This is a genomic window from Streptomyces sp. NBC_00536 (genome assembly GCF_036346295.1).
GTDB lineage: Bacteria > Actinomycetota > Actinomycetes > Streptomycetales > Streptomycetaceae > Streptomyces.
In genome coordinates this window covers 7,209,144-7,231,480 of the sequence record NZ_CP107819.1, presented here as the reverse complement: position 1 = coordinate 7,231,480, position 22,337 = coordinate 7,209,144, and the positions used below count along the sequence as shown (strand labels likewise).

Annotated in this window: 17 protein-coding genes and 1 tRNA gene; 4 read left to right on the top strand and 14 right to left on the bottom strand. The window is 74.5% G+C overall.

Going from position 1 to position 22,337, the window contains the following annotated elements:
• Positions 1-20 precede the first annotated feature (20 nt).
• From OHS33_RS30930 to OHS33_RS30895, 8 genes are all read right to left on the bottom strand, one after another.
• Entirely contained in the window at positions 21-251 is a 231-nt protein-coding gene (locus OHS33_RS30930; RefSeq protein ID WP_330333701.1) for an MbtH family protein, read from the bottom strand.
• 227 nt (positions 252-478) lie between these two features.
• Positions 479-1,654, bottom strand: a complete 1,176-nt coding sequence (locus OHS33_RS30925; RefSeq protein ID WP_330333700.1) for a hypothetical protein — start codon at positions 1,652-1,654, stop codon at positions 479-481.
• A gap of 546 nt (positions 1,655-2,200) precedes the next feature.
• Entirely contained in the window at positions 2,201-3,190 is a 990-nt protein-coding gene (locus OHS33_RS30920) for a TauD/TfdA family dioxygenase (RefSeq protein ID WP_330335274.1), read from the bottom strand.
• Between the two features lie 57 nt (positions 3,191-3,247).
• A complete protein-coding gene (locus tag OHS33_RS30915; RefSeq protein ID WP_330333699.1) occupies positions 3,248-4,867 on the bottom strand; it encodes a phosphopantetheine-binding protein in 1,620 nt (539 codons plus the stop codon).
• Positions 4,857-6,419, bottom strand: coding sequence for a class I adenylate-forming enzyme family protein (locus OHS33_RS30910; RefSeq protein WP_330333698.1), 1,563 nt, complete (start codon positions 6,417-6,419; stop codon positions 4,857-4,859). The genes OHS33_RS30915 and OHS33_RS30910 overlap by 11 nt, the downstream gene beginning before the upstream one ends.
• A complete protein-coding gene (locus OHS33_RS30905; RefSeq protein WP_330333697.1) occupies positions 6,416-7,483 on the bottom strand; it encodes a ketoacyl-ACP synthase III family protein in 1,068 nt (355 codons plus the stop codon). The genes OHS33_RS30910 and OHS33_RS30905 overlap by 4 nt, the downstream gene beginning before the upstream one ends.
• A 323-nt stretch (positions 7,484-7,806) precedes the next feature.
• Positions 7,807-10,578, bottom strand: coding sequence for a penicillin acylase family protein (locus OHS33_RS30900; RefSeq protein ID WP_330333696.1), 2,772 nt, complete (start codon positions 10,576-10,578; stop codon positions 7,807-7,809).
• 156 nt (positions 10,579-10,734) lie between these two features.
• On the bottom strand, positions 10,735-11,772 hold the full coding sequence (locus tag OHS33_RS30895; RefSeq protein WP_330333695.1) for an AfsR/SARP family transcriptional regulator: 1,038 nt from the start codon (positions 11,770-11,772) through the stop codon (positions 10,735-10,737).
• Positions 11,773-12,148: 376 nt separating this feature from the next.
• On the opposite strand from OHS33_RS30895, the gene OHS33_RS30890 reads away from it, so the two are divergent.
• Positions 12,149-12,328, top strand: coding sequence for a hypothetical protein (locus OHS33_RS30890; RefSeq protein WP_330333694.1), 180 nt, complete (start codon positions 12,149-12,151; stop codon positions 12,326-12,328).
• Between the two features lie 44 nt (positions 12,329-12,372).
• On the opposite strand, the gene OHS33_RS30885 is transcribed toward OHS33_RS30890, so the two are convergent.
• The gene (locus OHS33_RS30885; RefSeq protein ID WP_330333693.1) at positions 12,373-15,396 is read right to left on the bottom strand and encodes an AfsR/SARP family transcriptional regulator; all 3,024 of its coding nucleotides are present in this window, start codon (positions 15,394-15,396) and stop codon (positions 12,373-12,375) included.
• A gap of 413 nt (positions 15,397-15,809) precedes the next feature.
• Here OHS33_RS30885 and OHS33_RS30880 point away from each other — a divergent pair, with 413 nt between their 5' ends.
• The gene (locus OHS33_RS30880; RefSeq protein ID WP_330333692.1) at positions 15,810-17,432 is read left to right on the top strand and encodes an ATP-binding cassette domain-containing protein; all 1,623 of its coding nucleotides are present in this window, start codon (positions 15,810-15,812) and stop codon (positions 17,430-17,432) included.
• A 118-nt stretch (positions 17,433-17,550) separates the two neighbouring features.
• Here the strand turns inward: OHS33_RS30880 and OHS33_RS30875 are convergent.
• Positions 17,551-17,624: transfer RNA gene (locus tag OHS33_RS30875), tRNA-Pro, on the bottom strand.
• Between the two features lie 106 nt (positions 17,625-17,730).
• Between OHS33_RS30875 and OHS33_RS30870 the strand changes: the two genes are divergently transcribed.
• Positions 17,731-18,258, top strand: coding sequence for a DUF309 domain-containing protein (locus tag OHS33_RS30870; RefSeq protein ID WP_330333691.1), 528 nt, complete (start codon positions 17,731-17,733; stop codon positions 18,256-18,258).
• On the opposite strand, the gene OHS33_RS30865 is transcribed toward OHS33_RS30870, so the two are convergent.
• Genes OHS33_RS30865 through OHS33_RS30850 form a run of 4 tightly spaced genes read right to left on the bottom strand, consistent with a single transcriptional unit; the run spans position 18,235 to position 21,537 of the window.
• Complete coding sequence (locus tag OHS33_RS30865; protein ID WP_330333690.1) at positions 18,235-18,630, bottom strand: VOC family protein; 396 nt, start codon at positions 18,628-18,630, stop codon at positions 18,235-18,237. The genes OHS33_RS30870 and OHS33_RS30865 overlap by 24 nt on opposite strands.
• A gap of 5 nt (positions 18,631-18,635) precedes the next feature.
• On the bottom strand, positions 18,636-19,268 hold the full coding sequence (locus OHS33_RS30860) for a LutC/YkgG family protein (RefSeq protein WP_330333689.1): 633 nt from the start codon (positions 19,266-19,268) through the stop codon (positions 18,636-18,638).
• Entirely contained in the window at positions 19,265-20,785 is a 1,521-nt protein-coding gene (locus OHS33_RS30855) for a lactate utilization protein B (RefSeq protein WP_330333688.1), read from the bottom strand. The genes OHS33_RS30860 and OHS33_RS30855 overlap by 4 nt, the downstream gene beginning before the upstream one ends.
• Positions 20,782-21,537, bottom strand: a complete 756-nt coding sequence (locus OHS33_RS30850) for a (Fe-S)-binding protein (protein ID WP_330333687.1) — start codon at positions 21,535-21,537, stop codon at positions 20,782-20,784. The genes OHS33_RS30855 and OHS33_RS30850 overlap by 4 nt, the downstream gene beginning before the upstream one ends.
• 33 nt (positions 21,538-21,570) lie before the next feature.
• On the opposite strand from OHS33_RS30850, the gene cobF reads away from it, so the two are divergent.
• A complete protein-coding gene (cobF, locus tag OHS33_RS30845; protein WP_330333686.1) occupies positions 21,571-22,326 on the top strand; it encodes a precorrin-6A synthase (deacetylating) in 756 nt (251 codons plus the stop codon).
• Positions 22,327-22,337 lie beyond the last annotated feature (11 nt).

Genomic DNA, 22,337 nt, shown 5'->3' with positions numbered 1-22,337 from the left:
TGACGTACCGGCGCCCGGGCTCAGCCCGCGGCCACCGGCGCGGCGGCCTGCCGCTCCATCGCCACGCGCAGGCTCAGCGGCCGCATGTCGGTCCACACCTCGTCGATGTGGGCCAGGCACTGCGCCTTCTCGCCCCGGGTGCCGTCGGCGCGCCAGCCGGCGGGCAGGTCCCGGTCGGCCGGCCAGATCGAGTACTGCTCCTCGTCGTTGATGACGACCTGGTACACGGTGGTGTCCTCGCTGCTGCTCATCACTGCGCTCCGATTTCGCTGGCTGGATGGATGGGTACGGGCCGTAGGGGCCGGCCGTTCGTTCTGTCTTCGATGCTGTCGGTCCGCCCTGACCGCGCCCTTGGCCCGTCCTGGGCGGGCGCGGATGCCCTTCCGGCGGCCGCCGGGCGGCGGACCGGCCCCGGGCTGACGGCCCACTGACCGCTCACTGAACGTCGGCTGACTCGGCCGAGGGCTCAGCCGAGGACTCAGCCGAGGGCGGGGAACAGCCGTACGTCGGCGGCCTCGCGGAGGTAGGAGGCGCCGGCGGTGCCGCCGGTACCGCGCACCTGGCCGATCACCTTCATCGTGACCCCCCAGTGGGTCCGCTTCATCGCACCCCAGGCGGTGTCCAACTCACCCATCACCGGCGCGAGTTCGGCCTGGTCGAGGGTGCCGCGCAGCAGGGTGCGGTGCAGTTCCGGTGAGGTCCGTTCGATGGTCCGGTAGGCCGTGGACTGCACCGCGCTGCGGCCGTCGGTGTTGGCCCGGATCACCGCGAAGGCGTCCTTGGGCATGGTGGTCAGCACCCGGAACACCCCCGAGGTACCGGCCACTTGGCGGGTCGCGTCCGCCAGGAGTTCCCGGGCCCGGTCGGCCCGGCCGGTGGCCACCGCCTCGGTGGCGGCCCCTATGGACCGGGCGACGGCGGCGAAGACGGCCTCGAAGATCTGGATGACCCGGATGAACATCTGCTCGTCGTGGCTGCGGGTGGTCGGCGTCAACGTCAGTTCGACCGCCCGCAGCACCCCGGCGGGCACCGCGTCCCGCGCCGCCCCGACCGCGTCGGCGCAGGCCCGTACCAGCTCGTCCGTGCCGTCCTCGGTGGCCGGGTCACCGGCGCCCGGGAGCCCGGCCGCCGCCGTGAGGGCGCGCAGGGCCGCCCGGGTACGGGCCCGCCCGGCCGGGGCCCCGGCCAGCGTGGCGGCCTCGATGGCCACGAGGTCGGCGAGCAGGGCGGTGATCACCGGCTCGGTGCCCGCGCCGGACCGGGCCAGGGAGGCGTAGACCGGGCTGCCCAGGTAACTGTCGTAGTCGCCCTGCGCGCCGTCCACCACCTGGGGCAGCCAGTCCGCGAGCAGCCCCTCCGGTACGGACGGCCGGAGCGTGCGCAGGGCCGTCAGCAGCTCGGCGCCGACGGCGTTCTTGCCGACGGCCCGGTAGTGGGCGAGGACCGCGCGGTACGGGAACCGGGCGGCGTCCCGCCCGTCGGCCCGCCAGTGCTCCAGCGCGCGCAGCGCCCGACGCGGATCCAGATCGGCCGGATCCGGCCGAGCGGCGGCCAAGCTGGGCCCGCCGACCCCGGGCGCGCGTCCCGGGTCGACGTCGGGTGCGGGTGCGGGTGCGGGTGCGGTGGCGGGGGCCGGGGAGAGGGCAGTAGTCACGGTTGACTCCGTTCGATGGAAACAGACGAATACGCGGGCGAGGGGGCACCCCCAGCCCCGCCGGCGTTTGAGGCGCGGGTCCGGGCAGAGCCCGGGGCGGCCCGCCAGGGCCGTCGTCCCCTGCGGGGCCCCTGGGGCTCCGCCCCAGACCCCGCGCCTCAAACGCCGGCGAGGCTGGGGGTTGCGGCAGCGCCCAGGCTCTGCCCGGACCGGCGCCTCAAACGCCGGCGAGGCTGGAGGTTGCGGCAGCACCCGGGCCCCGCCCGGGCCCCGCGCCTCCGCCGGCGAGGCTGGGCGTGGCGGCAGCGCCCGGGCTCCGCCCGAACCCCGCGCCTCAAACGTCGGCGAGGCTGGGGTGCCGGGGCGGCAGGAGCCTGGCGGGGCTGGAAAGGCGCGGCCCACCGGGCCACCCCCAGCCCCGCCGGCGTTTGAGGCGCGGGTCCGGGCAGAGCCCGGGGGCACCCCAGCCCCGTCGGCGAGGCGGCGCAGCCTGGGCGGCGGGGCCGCGGGGGCCGGGCCGACCAGGCTGCGGGGTGGGTGGGGGGGTCAGGCGCGGCGCCCGGCCGGGTCGGCCAGGACGTAGCCGTCACCCGCCCGGTGCGCCCGCGAGCGACGCAGATCGGCGAGGACGAAGGTCCGCTGGAGCCACCGGTCGGTCCCGTCGAAACGCGGGCTGAAGGCGGTGCGCCCGTGCACGGTGATCCGGTTGTCGACGACCGCGAGGTCACCCGGCTCCAGCCGCGCGGTCCTGGCGGTGCGTTCGAAGAGGACCCGCAGCTCGCCCAGGGCCGCCGCACCCCGCTCGGTGAGCGGCTCGGTGGCGGCCATGTCCACCCGCAGGTCGGGGTCCTCGTACGCACCGGTGAGCACGGGGTGCGGCTCGGCGCGGCCGTCCGCGGCGCCGAACGACGGCGGCGGCGCGGTGCGGAACTCCGGCCGCCACAGCGCCGCCCGGGTCTCCCCGTCCATCAGCGGCAGCACCTCGCGCACGCAGGAGGTGCGCAGTCCGGCCAGCCCCTCCGGGTCGGCCCGCAGGCACAGCAGCATGACGAAGTCCGGCCGGTGCGGGTGGAAGGCGTTCTCGTTGTGGAAGGTGAGCAGCACCGAGCCCGCGTTGCCCTGGAACTCCTCGCGTCCGGGCACCGGGACGACGTCCTGGACCAGCGCGCCGGTCTTCTCGGGGCGGAAGGCGGCGGGGTCGCCGAGCCCGCACGCGGCGAGCACCAGCACCGACGCCGGTACGGTCGCGGCGCGCTGCACCGAGCCGTCGGTCACGGGGGTGGCCCCGAGCGCGGCCCCGCCGACCGGCAGCCCGCGCACGAGCAGGGCGCCGCCCGTTCCGGGGTCCCGGCGGAAGGAGCGCAGGGTCCGGCGCAGCCGGGCCGGCAGTTCCTCCCAGTGGTCGCGGGCCGAGGCCACCCAGGCGGGGTCGTCGACCAGGGCCCCCTGCGGTCCGCCGCCGAGCAGCGCGACGACCCGTTCGGTGGCGGCGCTCTCGGCTCCGGTCAGCACCAGGTCCGGCGCCGATACTTCCATGTCCAGTGATACCGGCACGGGTGCCAGCCTTTCTCTCAGCATGCGGGGGTGGGCCGGTCAGTGCGCGTCGGCCGGGGCCAGCTGCCGGGCGACGACCGCCCAGAGGCTGCCGACGGTCTCGAAGGCCTCCGGCCCCAGCTCCTCGTCGGGGATGGCCACTTGATAGGCCTCCTCCAGCCGCACCAGCAGCTCGACGACGGCCATCGAGTCCAGCCCGGCGGCGCGCAGCCCGAACTCGGCGGGCAGGGGCCGCTCTCCGGCGGTGCGGGGCAGCAGCTCGGCCAGGACGCTCTCGTACCGGTCGTCCCAACGGTGGTGTGTGGTCATGCTGTTCAGCTCCTTGCGAGGCGACCGGTGCGGTCGCGGTGATGTGGGTCGTGGTGGCAGCGGTTCGCGCGTGAGGGTGATCCGGTCGGCGCTGACCACCCGGCCGTCGCGGACGGTGATCTCGGCCGGGGCGGGGCGGCTGAGGAAGCCGAGCAGGCTCGCGGTGGCGCCGTACGCGCCGACGTTCGGGACGGCCAGCAGCGCGCCGGGGCGGGGCGGGACGGCCTCGGTGGCCCGGCTGATCACGTCGGCGGGGGTGCAGAGCGGCCCGACCAGGGCCACCCGGCGGGTTCCGGGCTCCTCCGCGGCCCCCTCCGCGGGCTCCTCCGGCTCCGGCCCGGGGTGCGCCAGGTGCAGGGGTTCCGCGCGCAGTGAGGGAAGGCGGCCCACCCCGGAGAGCCCGCCGAGGTGGTTGATCCCGCTGTCGAGCACGCCGTAGGAGGTGCCGCGGCTCTCCTTCACCTCGGTGACGGTGCAGACGAGTCGCCCGCTGTCGCCGACCAGGTACCGGCCGGACTCGAAGGCCAGCTCCAACCGCCCCCGCCAGCCGGGCAGATACTCGTCCAGCGCGGCCTCCAGCGGCGCGCGCAGCGCGTGGTAGAGCGGCCGCTCGCCGGGCGCGGCGTACGGACAGGCGAACCCGCCGCCGAGGTCGAGCATCCGCAGCGGACGGCCCCAGTGGGCCTCCAGCGCGGCGGCGGTACGGATCGAGGCGACGGCTTCGGCGAGCAGCCCCTGCGGGTCGGCGGCGTTGGTGAGCGGGAAGAAGTGCAGCCCCCACAACTCCGTGCCGGGCACGGTGAATTCGTCGAGGCCGGGCAGGGCGTCCACGATGTCGTGGCCGAACTGCGAGGCCCCGCCGGTCATCCGCAGGCCGACGCCCGCGCCCGCCCCCGCGCCGTTGATCCGCAGCAGGCAGCGCGCGCTCACCCCGAGGGCCCGGGCCGCGGCGCCGACCCGGCGCAGATCGGCGGGCGACTCGACCGAGAAGGTACGCACCCCCGCGGCCAGCGCCTCGCGCAGCTCCTGGGCGGTCTTGCCCGGGCCGCCGTAGAGGCAGTCGGCGCCGTCGAAACCGGCCGCCAGCGCGGCGGCGAGTTCACCGGTGGAGCAGATCTCCGGGCGGCACCCGGCCAGCCGCAGGGCGCGGACCAGCTCGGGGTGCGGGTTCGCCTTGAGGGAGTAGTAGAGGTGGGACCCCCCGGGCAGGGCGGCGCGCAGGTCCGCGGCGGCCCGCTCGGCCCGGGCGAGGTCGTACACGTACAGCGGGCTGCCGTAGCGGCGTACCAGCTCGGCGGCCAGCAGGTCCTCGTCCGGCACCTGGGAGATCGGGCGTGGATCAGTGCTCATCGGTCTCCAGCGCCTTCCGGTCGGTCTTGCCATTGGGGGTGAGCGGCATCCGGGCGATGACCCGGCAGGCCGCGGGGACCTTGGCCGCCTCCAGCCGTTGTTCCAGGCCTTCGATGACCCGGTCGGCGCTCAGCCCGTCCTCGCCGGTGACGACGAGGCGCAGGTCGAGCCCGTCCCGGGGCGGCAGCGCGGCGGCCGCCCGTACGCCGGGGACGTCCAGTGCGGCGGCCTCGATCTCCGGGGTGCTCATCCGGACCCCGCGCCTCTTGAACTGGTCGTCGAGGCGACCGCTGATGCAGAGGTGTCCGTCGGCGTCCAGCCGGCCCTGGTCGCCGGTGTGCAGCCGGGTCCGGCCGGTGCGCGGGTCCGGGCGGTAGCGCTCGGCGGTCGGTCCGGGCGCGTTCCAGTAGCCGGTCATCACGTGCGGGCCGCCGACGACGATCTCGCCGACCTCGCCCGGGGGCAGGGTGCGGCCCCGCTCGTCGAGGACCTCGACCGTGGTCCCGTCCAGGGGCAGGCCCACCGAGCCGGGGCGCTCGCGGTCGGCGTCCGGCTCCGCGATGGTGACCCGCTTGCATTCGGTGATGCCGTACATCGCGACCACGGCCGCGCCGGGGAACCCGGAGCGCAGTGCCTCGATGGTCGAACCGGCCAGCGCGGCACCGGTGTTGGTGAACAGCCGGACGTGGTCCGGTGGGGTGCCGCGGGCCGCGAGGCGGCAGAGCATCTCGGCCAGCGAGGGCACCACCGGCATCACGGTGACCCGGTGCTCGCGCAGCACGGTGAGCACGCGCACCGGCGCGGCGGCGTCCGCCAGCACCACCTCGGAGCCGCCGATCGCGGCCAGCAGGAGCTGGTAGAGGCCGTAGTCGAAGGAGAGCGGCAGCGCGGCGAGCACCACGTCCCGCGGCCCGTAGTCCAGCCGACGGGCGATCGCCCGGGCGGCGAAGACCACCTGCCGGTGGGTGCAGACCACCCCCTTGGGGGCGGACGTGCTGCCGGAGGTGTAGATCAGCTGGGCGACCGCGTCGGCCGACGGGCGGCCGGGGCCGGTGGCCGCGGGCGCGTACGTGTCCGGGCCCGGGCCGTCGAGGAGTTCGGCGGGCGTGACCGGGCGGGCGCCGCAGGCGATGACCGCCGTGCGGACCGGGCCCGGCTCGGACGGGTCGAGGACGACCACCGCCGGAGCGGCGTCCGCCAGCACCCCGCGCAGGACGAAGGCCTTCAACTCCGGGTTCAGCGGCACCGCGACGGCCCCGGCACGCAGCACGCCGTAGTACAGCGCGACGAACTCCCGCCGGTTGCCGAGCCGCAGGACCACCCGGTCGCCCGGTGCGACTCCGCCGCAGCCGCGCAGCCGGGCGGCCACTGTCCGGCTGGCCTCGGCCAGTTCGGCGTAGCTCCAGGCACCGGAGGCGTCCCGGACCGCGGTCGCGGCGGGCCGGGCGGCGGCGGCCGCGTCCAGCAGGTCGATGACGAGCGTGCCGTCCTCGACCTCGGTGGCCGCGGGCGGGAAGGCGCCGCCCGGGACCGTCGGGGTGGCGGTGCTCATGCGCACCCGCCCGAGGTGTCGGTGATCTCGACGACCGCGCTGGTGCAGCTGTAGCCGGTGCCGCCGCCGACCAGGAGCACCCGGTCGCCCTCGCCGACCTCGCCGGTCTCCAGCAGCTCGTTCAGCCCGGCGAAGTGGTCCCCCGCGCCCAGGTGGCCCACCTCGCGGCAGAACTCCCAGTTGGAGAACTCCTCCTCGATGCCCAGCTGGTGTTCCAGCTGCCAGCGCAGCCGCTGCTGCCCGGTGGCGTTCAGCACCACCCGGTCGATCCGGTCCATCGGCGTACCGGAGTCGGCCAGCGCGACCCGGATCGACTCGGCCGCCACCTCGGCGGTGCGCAGGGTCGCGGCCCGCATGTTGCGCTGCGCCCGGAAGTACTCCTCGGCGCGCGCCCCCAGGTCCACCGGCCTGGGCTCCCGCTCGGGGCCGGAGCGGAATCCGGCGCCCCGGGCGAGGCCCTCCAGCGAGTTGTCCACGCGGGTCGCGGTGGCCAGCAGCCGGCCGGTCGCGCCCGCCGGGGAGGAGCTGAGCACCAGCGCGGTGCCCCCGTCTCCGTAGACCATGCCGCGTTCGGCCCGCCAGCGGTCGAAGGCGGGGGCCGCGAAGCGGTCGGCCGTGGTCAGCAGCACGGCCTCGCCACCGCCCGCCCGGTCGGACCCTCCACCCTGGAGCTGACGGGCCGCCAGCTCCACCCCGGCCAGTCCCGCGTTGCACTGCTGCAACAGGTCGAAGGCGGGTACCGCGGAGCCGACCGCGTGCTGTGCCACATAGGCGGCGGACGGCCACAACTCGGCTCCCTGGAACCATAGATAGCTGTGGAACACGTTCGTGATCCGCTCCGCGGCCGGGCCGGAACGGCGCAGCGCGGTGCGGGCCGCGCGGACCGCCATCTCCGGCGCGGACAGATCGTCCGGACCTCCGGCCGCGGCCGAGCTGACCGAGTGGATCTGGTTGACGGCGTGTTCCCCGGCGTCGTACGCACCGGCCGCGACGGCCGCCGCGGCGTTCGTGCGGTCGGCCAGCCAGACACCCGTGCCGGCCAGGTACACCTGCTCCCAGCGCATGTCTCTCCGATCTCCGGCCCCGCGGCAGGGCGCCCGGGGCGACTGTCGGTGACGATGCTTCCGTCCGGCGCCTGTCGCACGGTTGCCCTGGACTGACGCCCCGTCGGTGCCGCTCTGCCCGTGCTCGGGGCACGCTCTGGCCGCCGTCTGCCCGTGGACCGGCGCCCGGCTGCCGGGCCGCTGACGCACGACGGGCCGCCGGCGGTGACACCGCCGACGGCCCGCGTGTGCCGGACCGAAGCCCGGCTGGAGACCTGCTGAAAACGAACTGAAGACCTACTGAAGACCTACTGAAGAGGTGTTGGAGCCCTACGAACGGGGCGTCACGGAGTGAGCCGCAGCCGGTCGCGCGCCGCCGCGTCCACCGCCGCCGCTCCGTACGGCCAGGGCAGACTGCCGCCCTTGGCCCAGAGGCCCACCTGGTCGGTGTAGGTGTCCGCACCGGCATGGCCGGACGCTCCGGTCAGATTGATCCAGCGCGAGCGTTCGAAGTCCGCCAGGTCCACCACCATCCGCATGGAGGGCACCCAGATCACCTCGAAGCCCTTCTTCGGGTCCCAGCCGTTGGCGAGCACCGAGTCGGTGCCGCCGCCGACCCCGACCGGATCGGCGTTCAGCAGCCACTGGAGCGGGGCGGGGCCGCCGGCGCCCAGGGTCGGGTTCTCCAGCGTCAGGGTGTGCAGCGCGCCCCAGCGCCACGTGCGCGGATCATCGCCGAGCCGTCCCCGCAGGGTGGTGGCGGCCCGCTCCATCACCTGCTTGAGCAGGGCGTCCCGGCCGTGCACGGAGGGGTCGGTGGCACTGGTCCACCAGATGCTGTCCGGCTGGTCGAGCAGGCGGCGTACGACGTCGAACCAGCGACCGCCGCCGTCCGGGTGGGCGTATCCCTTGACTCCGGCGGCGCTCAGCCGGTCGGTGAACGCGCTCTGGAGCAGTTCGCGCCAGACGGCGTTGAAGTAGGCGGCCTGGGGCGAGTCCGCGCCCTGGGTGAAGTCCCAGCCGCGCAGCAGCTCCTGGGCCGGTTTGGCGTCGGCGCCGACCTCGACCTGGAGCAGCCGGGGCACCAGGGTGGCGGCGTTGCCGTTCCAGCTGTCCTGGGTGATCCGTTCCATCGCCGCGACGTCCAGCTTGCGGCCGCCCGACGACGACTGCTCGATGAGCTGGGCGATCCGCTGGCTGCGGTAGCCGGTGCCCCAGCTGCTGCCGATCAGGTGCGGGTAACCCGGCCCGACCACCGCGTTGTTGGCGGTGACGATGTAGCCCTGCGGCGGGTTGAAGCTCGTCGGCAGCTGGTCGAAGGGCAGGTAGCCGGTCCAGTCGTAGGCCCCGGTCCAGCCGGGCACCGGGTGGCGGCTGTCGCCCGCCTTGCGGACGGGTATCCGGCCCGGCGTCTGGTAGCCGATGTTCCCCGCCGTGTCCGCGTAGATCATGTTCTGCACCGGCGAGGCGAAGACCGCGGCGGCCGCCCGGAATTCGTCCCAGTTCCCGGCCCGGTCCAGCGCGAAGAGGGCGTCCATGGTGGGGGCCGGGTCCAGCGCGGTCCACTGCATCGCGACCGCGTAGTCCTCCTGCGGGCCGCGCGGAGGTACGTCGGGTTCCTTGCCGTCGTCGGCCACTTCGTCGGCGGACTTGAGCACGTCGGAGATCAGCGGGCCGTGCAGGGTCGATCGGACGGTCAGGTCCACCGGCGGGGCGCCCGCCACCTTGATCTTCTCCTGACGGATGGTCAAGGGCTTCTGCTGGCCCTGGTGTTCATAGCCCGAGGCGCTGACCTTCTCCACGAACAGGTCCGAGTCGGCGGCGCCGAGGTCGGTGAACCCCCAGGAGATCTTGGCGTTGTGGCCGATCACCACGCCGGGCATGCCCGCGAAGGTGAAGCCGCTGACGTCGTACGGGCACTCCGCGCTGAGCCGCGTGCAGTGCAGGCCGACCTGGTACCAGATGCCCGGCAGCGAGGGGGTCAGGTGCGGGTCGTTCTCCAGCAGCGGCTTCCCGGTCGTGGTGCGACTGCCCGCCACCACCCAGGAGTTGGAGCCGATGCCGATGCCCTGCGGGCCGAGGACGGCGGCCAGTACGCCCCGCACTCCCGCGCTGTCGGCCAGCGCGGCCGAGGCCGCCGCCGGGACCACCGGCGGCGCTCCGGCGGAGGCCGCCGCGGGAACCGGAGCCGGGGCCGGAGCCGAGGCCGCGGTCGCGGTCGCGGCGGCGGGTGCGGGCGCGGAGGCGGGCGCGGATACGGGCGCCGGGGGGCTGCCCGGGGTGCCGTCCGGGACGATCGGCTGCCAGCGCTGGAAGTCGTAGCCGGGGAAGAGGTCATCGGCCCGGCCCGCGGGCAGCTTCGCCGCCAGCATCGCCTGCTGGAACTGGTCGATCATGCCGGTGTTGAGGTTCCAGGCCATGGTCTTCAGCCAGGACACCGAGTCGGCCGGGGTCCACGGCTCGGGCCGGTAGTCGCCGGACACGAAGCCGAGCACCGGGTACTCCACCGACAGGTCGGCGCCCTTGTTGCGGGCGAGGTAGGCGTTCACACCGTCGGAGAAGGCCCTCAGGTACGCCTGGGTCTCCGGCGACAGCATGGCCACCTCCTGCTCGGCCACCCGGTACCAGCCGAAGGTGCGCGCCACCTTGTCTGTCTGCACCTGGCTCGGGCCGAACATCTCGGCGAGCCGCCCCGCGGTGACGTGCCGCTGGGTGTCCATCTGCCAGAAGCGGTCCTGGGCCTGGGCGTACCCCTCGGCCATGAACAGGTCGTGCGCGTTGTCGGCGTAGATCTGCGGGATGCCGGAGGCGTCCCGGACGATCCGGGCCTCGCCGCGCAGCCCGGGCACGCTGGTGCTGCCGGACAGCTGGGGCAGCGACTGCTGGACCGTCCAGTACGCGTACCCGGACAGGCCGCCGACCGCCAGCAGTACCAGGGCGGTGAGGCTGACCGCGGTGCGCACGAGGATCCGCCGCAGGCGTCGGCGCCGTCCGGGGGGCGCGGCGGCCGGGGTACCGGGTTCGGACGCGTCGCGGTCGGACGCACCACCATCGGGGGCGTCGTGGCCGGACGCTTCGGGATCGTCCGGCGGGGCCGTATCGGTCTGGACTGTCATGGGGGTGGCGCTTCCTTGTCTCGACGGGGGCGGCCATGGCGGACACCGCCGCGCACGGGCCGGAGGGCACGGGCGCACGGCGGTGCGGCGACGGACGGGCGGGCGGAAAAGAATGAAGAGGGGGTTGGAGAGGGAGTTGGTACGTGGAGCGGTCGCTCAGCGGGCCAGGAGGGCCGCGGCGCCGGACCAGGGGCCGCGGGTCGCGGTGCGCGCCGTGGTCCGGGCGGCCGGGGCCGGGTCCGCCGGGCCGACCAGGCTCAGGTGGGGGCGGCCGGGTTCGGGCGCCGCGCCGTACGGGGCGGCGGGTGCCCCGCCGTGGGCCAGCGGGTCGGGGCGCCCGGCGAGGATCGCCTCCTCGATCCCGCGCAGCTCCGGGCCGGGCAGCAGGCCCAGGTTCTCCGTGAGGGTGTGCCGGGCCCGTTGGTAGGCGGCCAGCGCGTCGGCCTGCCGGCTGCCGCGATAGAGCGCGATCATCAGCAGCGCCCAGAGCCGTTCGCGGTAGGGGTGTTCGGCGGTGAGGACGAGCAGCTGCGGCACCAGGCGGGCGTGGCCGCCGAGTTCGAGCGCGAGTTCGGTGTGTTCCTCGACGACCGCCAGCCGCAGTTCCGCGAGCCGGGTGCGTTCCATGTCGAGCAGCGGGCCGCTCACGCCGGTGAGCGCGGGGCCGGACCAGGAGGCGAGCGCGGCGGCCAGGGTCCCTTCGGCGGCGGCGGGTTGACCGGCGGCCCGTAGCGCCCGGGCTTCGGTGACCGCCTGCTCGAACCGGCCGAGGTCGCACTGGCGGGGGTCGACGGAGAGCCGGTAGGAGCCGCCGACCCTGGTGAGCACCCCGCCGGCGGTGCGCGGAGCCCGGTCGGGCTCGAACAGCTTGCGCAGCTTGGATACGTACGCCTGCACCAGGTTGGCGCCGTCGAGCACGGTGGTGTCCCCCCAGATGCCGTCGATGAGGTGCTCGCGGCCGACGGGCGAACCGGCGCGCAGCAACAGGACGGCCAGCAGCGCGCGTTGGCGGGGCGCGCCGAGCGGGAGTTCCACGCCGCCGCGCCAGCCCCGGACCTCGCCCAGCAGCTCGAAGCTGAGGTCGGCCGATTGCACGTAGGGAGCCGGGTGCACGTGCGGAGCCGATTGCACGTGAGGAGCCGGGTGCACGGCGGAGGAGGGGTGCGCGGTCGAAGGAGACAGAAGGTCAGTCATGGCAACCTCCGCTGGCCCGGTTCCATCGTGTGGCGGTTCGGGAACAGCTGTGGGAGAACGGTGCGTGGTCGGTTTCGGCCTGGGCCGGGGTCGGCCGGGGGCCGGAGTGGTGCGGTGCGCGGTCCGGACGGACCGGGAGGCGGGTCCGGCGCGAGGCACCGGCCCAGTGGCCGACCACCGCACGGTTCACATGCTGCACGGGGCGCATATACGGAAGATCCTCGGCGCCGCGGGCCGTGGACGGGGCCTCGGCTATCCGGCGTATATCCGTCGTAGAGCGGGCTGGATCAGTCTTGTTCCAGAGCAGCCGGAACGCACAGTCTCACCGGCTCTCACTCACAGGCAGTCATCGATCCACGAAGCGGACGGCACCCCCATGAAGCACTCCATGAAGACCCTGGTCCTGCGCAAGGCCGCCATCATCGTCGCCGTCGGCTGCGCCGCCGCCTCGCTCTTCTCCGTCTCCGTCGCCCACCACGACGCTCCGGCGCCGGGTCACTCCGTGACCGTCCTCGCCGATGGCAAGGACACGAACGAGTGGAACAGCCAGGGCTGAGCCACGGCCCCCGGCCGGTGTCTCCCCCGGCCGCCCCCCCCTTCTCAGCCGTTCGCGCCCACGGGCCCGCCGAGGAGCCGTTCCAGGTCCTCGGCCTGGTCGGCGTCGGGCAGCCCGAGGAGGACGAACATGTCGCGCGCCTGCCCGGCGCGTGCCAGCGCCCCCGCCCCGTCCCCGGTCTCGGCCAGGGCCCGGGCCAGGGCGAGCAGGCAGTGCCCGCGCTCGCGCTGGGAGCCCAGTTCCTCGCTGAGGGCCAGGGCCCGCTCGGCCTCCGCCAGTGCCTCGCCGAAGCGGCCCATCTCCCGCAGGCTGTCCGAGAGCCGGAACCGCGCCTGGGTCTCCCGGCCCCGCAGCCGGGCCGAGGCGCAGACCTCCAGGCAGGCCGTGTAGCTCACGACGGCGTCCGTGGGCCGGCCCAGTTCGTGCAGCGCCATGCCGTGGACGTACCAGGCGTACGAGGTCACGTGCGGGTCCTGTTCGGTGCGCAGCCGGGCCAGCGCGGCCTCGCACACCTCCACCGCGTCGGCGGGGCGGCCGCTGCGCAGCCGGGCCTGGGCGGCGTTGAGTTCCGTGGTCAGTTCCCCCGAGCGGTGTCCCAGCCGGCGGGCCAGCTCCAGCGCCCGGTCGTAGAAGACCACCGCGTCCGTGAAGCGCCGCTGCCACTGCGCGATGAGGCCCCGGTCGTTGAGGATCTGCCGCAGGATGACCTCGTCCCCGGCGCGCGTGCAGGCCTCGGTGGCGAGGCGCGTGTGCAGTTCGGCCTCGGCCAGCCGGGTGTGCTGGAGGGCGGCGTTGCCGCACACGAAGCGCGCCCGGGCCTCGGCCTGGTCGTCGCCGCGCGCGGCCGCCGCGTCGGCCACCTTGCGGGCGGCCAGGGCCAGTTGCAAGTAGGGGATGTCCCGCCCGAACGGGCTGAGGGCGACCAGCAGGTCGCTCGCGGTGCGCAGGATCCCGGTGTCGGCGCCCGGAGGGCCCTGGGCGGCCAGGGCCGCCGCGTTGGCGGCGCAGTCGAATTCCTCGGTCACCCAGGTGCGCGCCTCGGCCAGCGAGGCGAAGCGCGGCCCCGACTCGGGCCTGCCGCCGAGGATCGCGCCGACCGGGTCTCCCGGCACCATCGTCTGGAAGGCCGCACACGATCCGTCCAGCAGGAAGTCGAGGAGCCGCCCGAGCGCCGCGGCGCCGTCGTCCCCGTCCGCCTCTTCGGCTCCCGGCTGCTCGGACACGACGAGCTGGAGCGCGAAGGAGCGCACCAGGTCGTGGTAGCGGTAGTGGCCGGGCCGCGGTGCCTCCAGCATGGCCGCGTCGACCAGCGCCTCCAGCAGTTCCTCGGCGTCGTACTCGTCCAGGCCCAGCGCCGCCGCCGCGGCGGCCGTGCCGATGCCCTGCCGGGTCACCGGTGCGAGCAGCCGGAACGCCCGCGCCTGGGCCCGGGTCAGCTGGCGGTAGCCGAGTTCGAAGACGGCCGCCACGGCCAGGTCTCCGGCGCGCAGTTCGCCTATGCGCAGCCGTTCGTCGGCGAGGCGGCCGGTCATGGTCGCCACCCGCCAGCGGGGCCGGGCCGCGAGCCGGGCCGCCACGATCCGCACGGCGAGCGGGAGGTGGCCGCACAGGGCGACCAGTTCGGCGGCGGCTTCCGGTTCCTCGTCGATGCGGCCCGCTCCGACGATCGCCCGCAGCAGGGCGGTCGCCTCGGCGGTGTCGAAGACGTCCAGGTCGCTCTGGATGGTGGTGGAGAGCCCGGCGAGCACGGCCCGGCTGGTGACGATCACTCCGCAGTCGGCGGAGCCGGGCAGCAGGGGCCGGATCTGTGCCGGGTCGCGGGCGTTGTCCAGGGCGACCAGGATGCGGCGTCCGTCGAGGGTCGTACGGAAGAGCAGCGCCCGGTCCTCGGTGGAGGCGGGCATGCCCTGGCCGGGGACGCCCAGCGCGGTGAGGAAGCTGCCGAGGACGGCTCCCGGGTCGGCGGGCTCCAGGCCGTTGCCGCGCAGGTCGGCGTAGAGCTGGCCGCCCGGGAAGTCCGGTTTGGCCTGGTGGGCGACCTGGAGGGCGAGGGTGCTCTTGCCGATGCCGCCCATGCCGGTGACGGACACCACCGCGAGGGAGGGGCGGGCCGGGTCGGTGAGCGCCCGGTAGAGGTCCTGGACCTGCTCCCGGCGGCCGATGAAGTCGGCGATGTCGGCGGGCAGCTGGGCGGGCCGGGTGGGCGCGGGGGCTTCCTTGGGCGCCCCGGCAGCCGGTTCCGGTTCGGGTCCGGGCGCGCCGGAGTCGCCGGCCGGCTCCTCCCGCGCCTCGGCCAGGTGGCCCATCAGCAGCGGGTCGTTCGCGAGGATCCGCTCGTGGAGCGCGCTCAGTTCGGGCCCGGGGTCGATGCCCAGCTCGTCGGCCAGGACCCGGCGGGCCCGGCCGAACACCGCGAGCGCGTCGGCCTGGCGTCCCATCGCGTACAGGGCGCGCATCAGGAAGCCGTAGGGACGCTCCTGGAGCGGCTGCTCCTGGGTGAAGCCGATGAGGTCCGGGATGACGAGGGCGTGCCGCCCCTGCCGGAGGTCGTGCTCGAAGCGCTCCTCGACCAGCGCGAGGCGCAGCGCGGTGAACCGCGAGCGCTGCTGCTCGGCGAAGGGTCCCGGGACGCCCGCGAGGGGCTCGCCGCTCCACAGGGCGAGGGCTTCGGCGAGCAGCCTGCCGCACTCGTCCTCCTGCCCGGCGGCCCGGGCCCGCGCGGCTTCGGCCGCCAGTTGCTCGGCGTGCAGCGCGTCCACCGAGCGGGGCGGCACCTGCAGCTGGTAGCCGTCGCGCAGGGATACGAGGACCTTGGGCGCGGCGCGGTCCTCCTCGACGATCTGGCGCAGCCGCCAGGCGTGGGTGCGCAGGCTCGACAGCGCGGATTCCGGTGCGTCCTCGCCCCAGATCGAGGCGAGCAGCTCGTGCGCGGGCGTGGCCCGGCCCGCCCGGAGCAGCAGCGCCGTCAGGAGCGCCTGCTGCTGGGGTGATCCGGTGGTCAGGACGGCCCCGTCCCGGATGACCCGAACGGCTCCGAGCACGGTGAACCGGATGCCGTCTTCCCCCATGAGTCCCGCTTTCCTTCCCCGCTGGTCTGTGATCACGGTGGGGCACCCCCCGGAAACCCCACCGCTCATGGCCTGGTTGTCACACCAGCATGTGAGACGGAAGCATCGCCGAAGCGGTTGCCGACGTCGCCACCCCATGAATTTTCGGCTCGTACTCGCCCCCGGGCGGTTCTGGTCGGGCGCGCCCGGACGTCTCGGGAACCGACGCGCGCGAGTCACCGCGCCCCGGCCCCGGGCGGACCCCCAAGAAGGCCCGCAACCGTACCGAATGATTCCGGTACGACGCTGACCTGTGCAAGGAACGATACGACAGCCCACCACGCCCCCGGGCCGATCGCCCCGCCGCCTCAGCTCACCGCAGGCACTCGGAATTGCGTTGCCGAGCATGACGCCGGAAAGAACAATGTCGCTTTATGGGACATGTGGAAGCCGCACATCTGGAGTACCACCTGCCAGACGGGCGGATCCTGCTCGGGGACGCTTCGTTCCGGGTGGGTGAAGGCGCTGTCGTGGCGCTCGTCGGTGCGAACGGCGCGGGCAAGACGACGTTGTTGCGGCTGATCTCCGGAGACCTCACACCGGACTCCGGCACCGTGACGACCGGCGGCGGTCTGGGCGTGATGCCGCAGTTCGTCGGATCGGTGCGGGACGAGCGGACCGTACGGGACCTGCTGGTGTCCGTGGCCCGGCCGCGGATCCGGGCGGCGGCCGCCGCGGTCGACGAGGCCGAGCACCTGCTCATGACGACCGACGGCGAGGCCGCGCAGATGGCGTACGCGCAGGCCCTGAGCGACTGGGCCGAGGCGCGCGGGTACGAGGCCGAGACCGTCTGGGACATGTGCACCACCGCCGCGCTCGGCATGCCGTACGAGAAGGCCCAGTGGCGTGAGGTGCGGACGCTCAGCGGCGGTGAGCAGAAGCGGCTGGTGCTCGAAGCGCTGCTGCGCGGTCCCGAGGAAGTGCTGCTGCTCGACGAGCCGGACAACTACCTCGACGTTCCCGGCAAACGGTGGCTGGAGGAGCAGCTCGCCGAGACCCGCAAGACCGTGCTGTTCATCTCGCACGACCGCGAACTGCTCACGCGCGCCGCCGAGAAGATCGTGGCCGTCGAGCCCAGCCCGGCCGGGTCCGAGGTGTGGGTGCACGGCGGCGGCTTCGGCACCTTCCACGCGGCGCGGCGGGAACGCTTCGCACGGTTCGACGAGTTGAAGCGGCGCTGGGACGAGAAGCACGCGCAGTTGAAGCGGCTCGTCCGGGACCTCCAGCAGTACGCGGCCCGCAGCGATGTGATGGCCTCCCGCTACCACGCGGCGCAGACCCGTCTGCGGAAGTTCGAGGAGGCGGGCCAGCCGCCGGAGCCGCCGCGCGAGCAGGAGATCCGGATGCGGCTGCGCGGCGGCCGTACCGGTATGCGGTCCGTGACCGTCGAAGGCCTTGAACTCACGGGTCTGATGAAACCGTTCGATCTGGAGGTCTTCTACGGGGAGCGGGTCGCGGTCCTCGGTTCGAACGGCTCCGGGAAATCGCACTTCCTGCGGGTGCTGGCGGGGGATCCCTCGGTCGCGCACACGGGTGCCTGGAAACTGGGCGCACGGGTCGTGCCGGGACACTTCGCCCAGACGCACGCCCATCCGGAGCTGGCGGGCCGCCCGCTGGTCGACATCCTGTGGACGGAGCACGCGCGGGACCGGGGCGGGGCGATGTCGGTGCTGCGCCGCTACGAGCTGGAGCGCCAGGGCGACCAGCCGTTCGACAAGCTCTCGGGCGGCCAGCAGGCCCGCTTCCAGATCCTGCTCCTGGAACTGGCCGGCACCACGATGCTGCTGCTCGACGAGCCGACGGACAACCTCGACCTGGAGTCGGCGCAGGCCCTGCAGGAGGGACTGGAGGCGTACGAGGGCACGGTGCTGGCCGTCACGCACGACCGCTGGTTCGCCAGGTCCTTCGACCGGTACCTGGTCTTCGGCGCGGACGGGGTCGTCCGCGAGACCTCCGGCCCCGTCTGGGACGAGCGAAGGGTGGCCCGCGACCGCTGACGCGGTCCGGGGCGGGGGGCCGGGAGCAGGACGCCCGTTCCCCCGGGTGGAGTCCGGACATGGGAAAGGCCGTCCTCTCATGGATGAGAGAACGGCCTCCGACCTGCGTGAAGCAAAGTCGGGACGACAGGATTTGAACCTGCGACCCCTTGACCCCCAGTCAAGTGCGCTACCAAGCTGCGCCACGTCCCGATGCCCTGTCACCTGGGGTTTCCCCCGGGCGGCGGTGCATGGGCAACATTACCCCACGCCGAGGGGTGGGCACGCATCGGTGACCTGCCGGGGGGAGGATGGGGGCGTGGACGTGGATGCGAGGGACCGGGACGGTGAGGGGCGGGCGCGCAGCGCGCGGCCCCGTGACGGGCTGGGGCGGCCCCTGCCCTACGGGGCGGACGGGGTCGAGCGGCAGCCCGAGGGGGTGGTGCGGACCCCGGCCGAGACGGTGCGGGAGGCACAGCGGCTGCTGGACGCGGGGATGCCGTTCCACGCGCACGAGGTGTTCGAGGACGCCTGGAAGTCGGGTCCCGCGGAAGAGGCCCCGCTGTGGCGGGGGCTGGCGCAGCTCGCGGTCGGCCTCACCCATGCGGCGCGCGGCAACGCGGTGGGCGGGGCCCGGCTGTTGCGGCGGGGCGCGGCTTCCCTCGCGGAGGTGGAAGGGGCGTACGGCATCGACGTACCGGGCCTGGTCCGGTGGGCCGGTGAGCTGGCCCACCGGGTGGCGGCCGGACCGGCCGACGGTCCGGGAAGCGTCCCGGGCGAGGGCACGGGCCCGGCCGTGGACGCCGCGCGCGAGGCGCCGCGGCTACGCGGCGGCGGGCTGGAGTAGGTCCCAGCGGTTGCCGTAGAGGTCCTCGAAGACGGCGACGGAGCCGTACGGCTCGTGGCGCGGCTCCTCCAGGAAGCGGACGCCCTCGGCGGTCATCCGGGCGTGGTCGCCCGCGAAGTCGTCGGTGTACAGGAAGAAGCCGACGCGGCCGCCGGTCTGGTCGCCGACCCGCGCGCGCTGGGCGTCGTCCTTGGCCCGGGCCAGCAGGAGCGCACCCTCGGCGGCGCCGGGCGGCCGGACCACGACCCAGCGGGAGCCGTCGGGGCGGGCGGTGTCCTCGACCAGGTCGAAACCGAGGGCGCGGGTGTAGAAGTCGATGGCCTCGTCGTAGTCGTGGACCACGAGGGCGGTGAGGGCGATGTAGGCGGACATGGCCCCTATTGTGCGGTGAGGAGGACGACCTCCAGGGTGCGGGGGCCGTGCACGCCCTCCACCCGGTCCAGTTCGATGTCGCTGGTGGCCGAGGGGCCCGAGATCCAGGTCAGCGGGCGGGTGGGGTCCAGCAGGGCCACCGCCTGCGGGACCGAGTCCACCACCTGGTCCGGGACCCGCACCACACAGATGTGGTGGTCCGGGACCAGGCTGATCCGGCGCCGTCCCTGGCCGGGTCCGCCGTCGAGGACGATCGTCCCGGTCTCGGCGATCGCCAGGGCGCAGCCGGTGACCACGCTGTCCACGGCGTCCAGTTCGTACGGGGTGGAGTCGGAGCGGTCGTCGATCCGGACTTGGTCCGCCGCCGCGAGCCAGTGCGGGGGCAGCCCGGCCGGTACGAGGACCGACCGCGCGCCCCGCTCGGCGAGGAGCCGGGCCAGCAGCGGCGCGACGGCGTCCCCGGCGGCCCGGTGCACAGTGGCCCGGTATTCGGTGAGGTGGGCGGCGAGGAGGTCGGCCGTCGCGTCCGGGGTGCGGTCGCCGTGCGTCCGGAGGTAGTCCCGGGGGATCTCCGGCGCGGGCCCGGCGTCCGCCAGCGCACGGCGGATCCGGCCCAGGATCTGTTCCCTGCCGCTCATGCCCGGCCTCCCCGCTCGCGCGCCCACCAGTCCCGGAACGGCTCGGCCGGGACCGGCGGCAGTTCGCGGCTGTCCGTCCAGGCCCGCCCGGGCCCCGGCAGCCGGCGCGGCCGCAGCCTGCGGGCCCGGGCCAGCAGCCGCTCCCCCGCCCGCAGCGCTCCCGGATGGTCCAGCAGCAGCCGGGCGGCCCGCATCGCGGCCCGTTCGGCGGTGTGCCCGCGGGCCGGGCGGATCCGTACCCGGATGCCCTCGCGGGTCACCGGGCCGCCCTGGGCCACCCGTTCGCGCAGGTGGACCAGGACCTCCGGGATGTCGATGGCGACCGGACACACCTCGTAGCAGGCTCCGCACAGGGTGGAGGCGTAGGGCAGCGAGGCGTCGATCTCGCTGGCGGTGCCCCGGAGTTGGGGGCTGAGGATGGCGCCGATCGGGCCCGGGTAGACCGAGCCGTAGGCGTGGCCGCCCGCGCGCTCGTAGACCGGGCAGACGTTCAGGCAGGCGGAGCAGCGGATGCACCGCAGGGCCTGACGGCCGACCTCGTCGGCGAGGGTGTCGGTGCGGCCGTTGTCGAGCAGGACGAGGTGGAAGGCGGTGGGTCCGTCGCTTTCCGCCCCCTGCGACGGGCCCAGCCCCGTCCACATCGTCGTGTACGGGTTCATCCGCTCGGCCGTCGAACTGCGCGGCAGCGTCTGGAGGAAGACCTCCAGGTCGCGGAAGGTCGGCACGACCTTTTCGATGCCCACCACCGAGATCAGGGTCTCGGGCAGGGTCAGGCACATGCGGCCGTTGCCTTCGGACTCGAAGACGACCATCGTGCCCGTCTCGGCGACCATGAAGTTGGCGCCGGACACCGCGACCTTGGCGCGCAGGAACTTCTCCCGCAGGTGCAGCCGCGCCGCCTCGGCGAGTTCGCGCGGGTCGTCGCCGAGCCCGCCGGGCGCGGGGCGGCCCCAGCGGCCCATCTCCGCCGCGAAGACGTCGCGGATCTCGCCCCGGTTGCGGTGGATGGCGGGGACCAGGATGTGGGAGGGCCGGTCGTGGCCCAGCTGGACGATGAGTTCGGCGAGGTCGGTCTCGTAGGCGGCGATCCCGGCGGCCTCCAGGGCCTCGTTCAGGCCGGTCTCCTGGGTGGCCATGGACTTGACCTTGACCACCTCGCGCTCCCCGGTGGCCAGGACCAGGTCCGTGACGATCCGGTTGGCTTCGGCCGCGTCCACCGCCCAGTGGACGGTGCCGCCCGCCGCCGTGACCGCGGCCTCCAGCTGGATCAGGTACCGGTCGAGGTGGCGCAGCGTGTGGTCCTTGACCGCCTTCCCGGCGGCGCGCAGCTGCTCCCAGTCGGCGAGTTCGGCGACGGCGCGGGCGCGTTTGTCGCGGATGGTGTGGGTGGCGCGACGGAGGTTGGCGCGCAGGGTGTCGTCGCGTACGGCCTCCCGCGCGGCGGCGGGGAACGGCGGGAAGCCGGGCATCCCCAGGTCCGTGGGGGCTCCGGGCCCCGTGCCGCCCGTACCGGTCATCGCGCGGGTTCCTCCTCGGTGGCGGCCAGGATCTCGGCGAGGTGCAGGGCGCGCAGCGGGGCCCCGGCGCGGCGCAGGGTCCCGTCGAGGTGGGCGAGGCAGGAGTTGTCGGCCCCGCAGAGCACCTCGGCTCCGGTGGCCGCGGCGGCGCGGATCTTGTCGGCGCCCATCGCGGCGGACACGTCGGGGTTCTTGAGGGCGAAGGTGCCGCCGAAGCCGCAGCACTCCTCGGCTCCGGGCAGTTCGGTGAGTTCGAGTCCCCGGACCGCGGCGAGCAGCCGGCGCGGCCGCTCGCCCAGCCCGAGGGAGCGCAGGCCGTGACAGGAGGGGTGGTAGGTCACCTTGTACGGGAAGTACGCGCCGACGTCGGTCACCCCGAGCACGTCCACCAGGAACTCGGTCAGCTCGTACACCCGCGGGGCCAGGTCCGCGGCCAGCTCCGCCAGCTCCCCGCCCCGGCCCTCCCCCGCCGCCTTCCGCCCGATCCGCGGGTAGTGCTCGCGGAGCATCGCGGCGCAGGATCCGGACGGCGTGACCACGTGTTCGTACCCGGCGAAGGCCGTCGCGGTGCGCCGCAGCAGGGGCTCGGTCTCGCGGCGGTAGCCGGTGTTGTACTGGGGCTGGCCGCAGCAGCTCTGCCCGGCCGGGAAGTCGACCTCGACCCCCAGGCGCTCCAGCAGCCGCACGACGGCGATCCCCGTCGAGGGGTACAGCGCGTCGTTGACGCAGGTGACGAACAGGGCGACCCGCATGACCCGCACAATAGCGGGGTGCAGAATGGCCCGGTGAAGAAGTTCTCAGTGATCGGTATAGGCGCGGGCGACCCGGACCACCTCACCCTCCAGGCGGTGAAGGCGATCGGGGCCGCGCACGCGTTCCTCATCCTGGAGAAGGGCGAGGAGAAGGCGGACCTGACCGGGCTGCGGCGCGCGATGCTCGACGCCCACGCCCGCCCCGGCCACCGGCTCGTGGAGGGCCGCGACCCGGACCGGGACCGCACCCCGGCCGATTACGCCCCGACGGTGGACGGCTGGCGCAGCGCGCGGGCCGAGCTGTTCGAGCGGTTCGTCGCGGAGGACCTGGCCGACGGCGAGACGGGCGCGTTCCTGGTGTGGGGCGACCCCTCCCTGTACGACTCCACCCTCGCCATCCTCGACGAGGTGCTGGAGCGGGGCCGGGTGGAGTTCGAGCACGAGGTGGTCCCCGGCATCAGCAGCGTGTCCGCGCTGCTGGCGCGGCACCGGACCAACCTGAACCGGGTCGGCCGGCCCGTCCAGATCACCACCGGCCGGCGGCTCGCCGAGGGCTGGCCCGCGGACGACGTGGACGACGTGGTCGTGATGCTGGACGCGCGGCACGCCTTCACCCACCACCTCGACCAGGACCTCTTCATCTACTGGGGTGCCTACGTCGGCACCGAGGACGAGATCCTGGTCTCGGGGAAGCTGGCCGAGGTGGCCGGGCGGATCGAGGAGCTGCGCACGGAGGCCAGGGCCCGCAAGGGCTGGATCATGGACACGTACCTGCTGCGCCGGAACTGACGGACGGGGCC

Excerpts from the sequence above, each read along its gene's own strand:
- OHS33_RS30880 (WP_330333692.1), top strand. The coding sequence starts at position 15,810 with ATGGGACATGTGGAAGCCGCACATCTGGAGTACCACCTGCCAGACGGG.
- OHS33_RS30900 (WP_330333696.1), bottom strand. The coding sequence starts at position 10,578 with ATGACAGTCCAGACCGATACGGCCCCGCCGGACGATCCCGAAGCGTCC.
- OHS33_RS30920 (WP_330335274.1), bottom strand. The coding sequence starts at position 3,190 with ATGGAAGTATCGGCGCCGGACCTGGTGCTGACCGGAGCCGAGAGCGCC.
- OHS33_RS30865 (WP_330333690.1), bottom strand. The coding sequence starts at position 18,630 with ATGTCCGCCTACATCGCCCTCACCGCCCTCGTGGTCCACGACTACGAC.
- OHS33_RS30850 (WP_330333687.1), bottom strand. The coding sequence starts at position 21,537 with ATGCGGGTCGCCCTGTTCGTCACCTGCGTCAACGACGCGCTGTACCCC.
- OHS33_RS30905 (WP_330333697.1), bottom strand. The coding sequence starts at position 7,483 with ATGCGCTGGGAGCAGGTGTACCTGGCCGGCACGGGTGTCTGGCTGGCC.
- OHS33_RS30895 (WP_330333695.1), bottom strand. The coding sequence starts at position 11,772 with ATGACTGACCTTCTGTCTCCTTCGACCGCGCACCCCTCCTCCGCCGTG.
- OHS33_RS30910 (WP_330333698.1), bottom strand. The coding sequence starts at position 6,419 with ATGAGCACCGCCACCCCGACGGTCCCGGGCGGCGCCTTCCCGCCCGCG.
- OHS33_RS30930 (WP_330333701.1), bottom strand. The coding sequence starts at position 251 with ATGAGCAGCAGCGAGGACACCACCGTGTACCAGGTCGTCATCAACGAC.
- OHS33_RS30890 (WP_330333694.1), top strand. The coding sequence starts at position 12,149 with ATGAAGCACTCCATGAAGACCCTGGTCCTGCGCAAGGCCGCCATCATC.
- OHS33_RS30855 (WP_330333688.1), bottom strand. The coding sequence starts at position 20,785 with ATGACCGGTACGGGCGGCACGGGGCCCGGAGCCCCCACGGACCTGGGG.
- OHS33_RS30860 (WP_330333689.1), bottom strand. The coding sequence starts at position 19,268 with ATGAGCGGCAGGGAACAGATCCTGGGCCGGATCCGCCGTGCGCTGGCG.
- OHS33_RS30915 (WP_330333699.1), bottom strand. The coding sequence starts at position 4,867 with ATGAGCACTGATCCACGCCCGATCTCCCAGGTGCCGGACGAGGACCTG.
- OHS33_RS30885 (WP_330333693.1), bottom strand. The coding sequence starts at position 15,396 with ATGGGGGAAGACGGCATCCGGTTCACCGTGCTCGGAGCCGTTCGGGTC.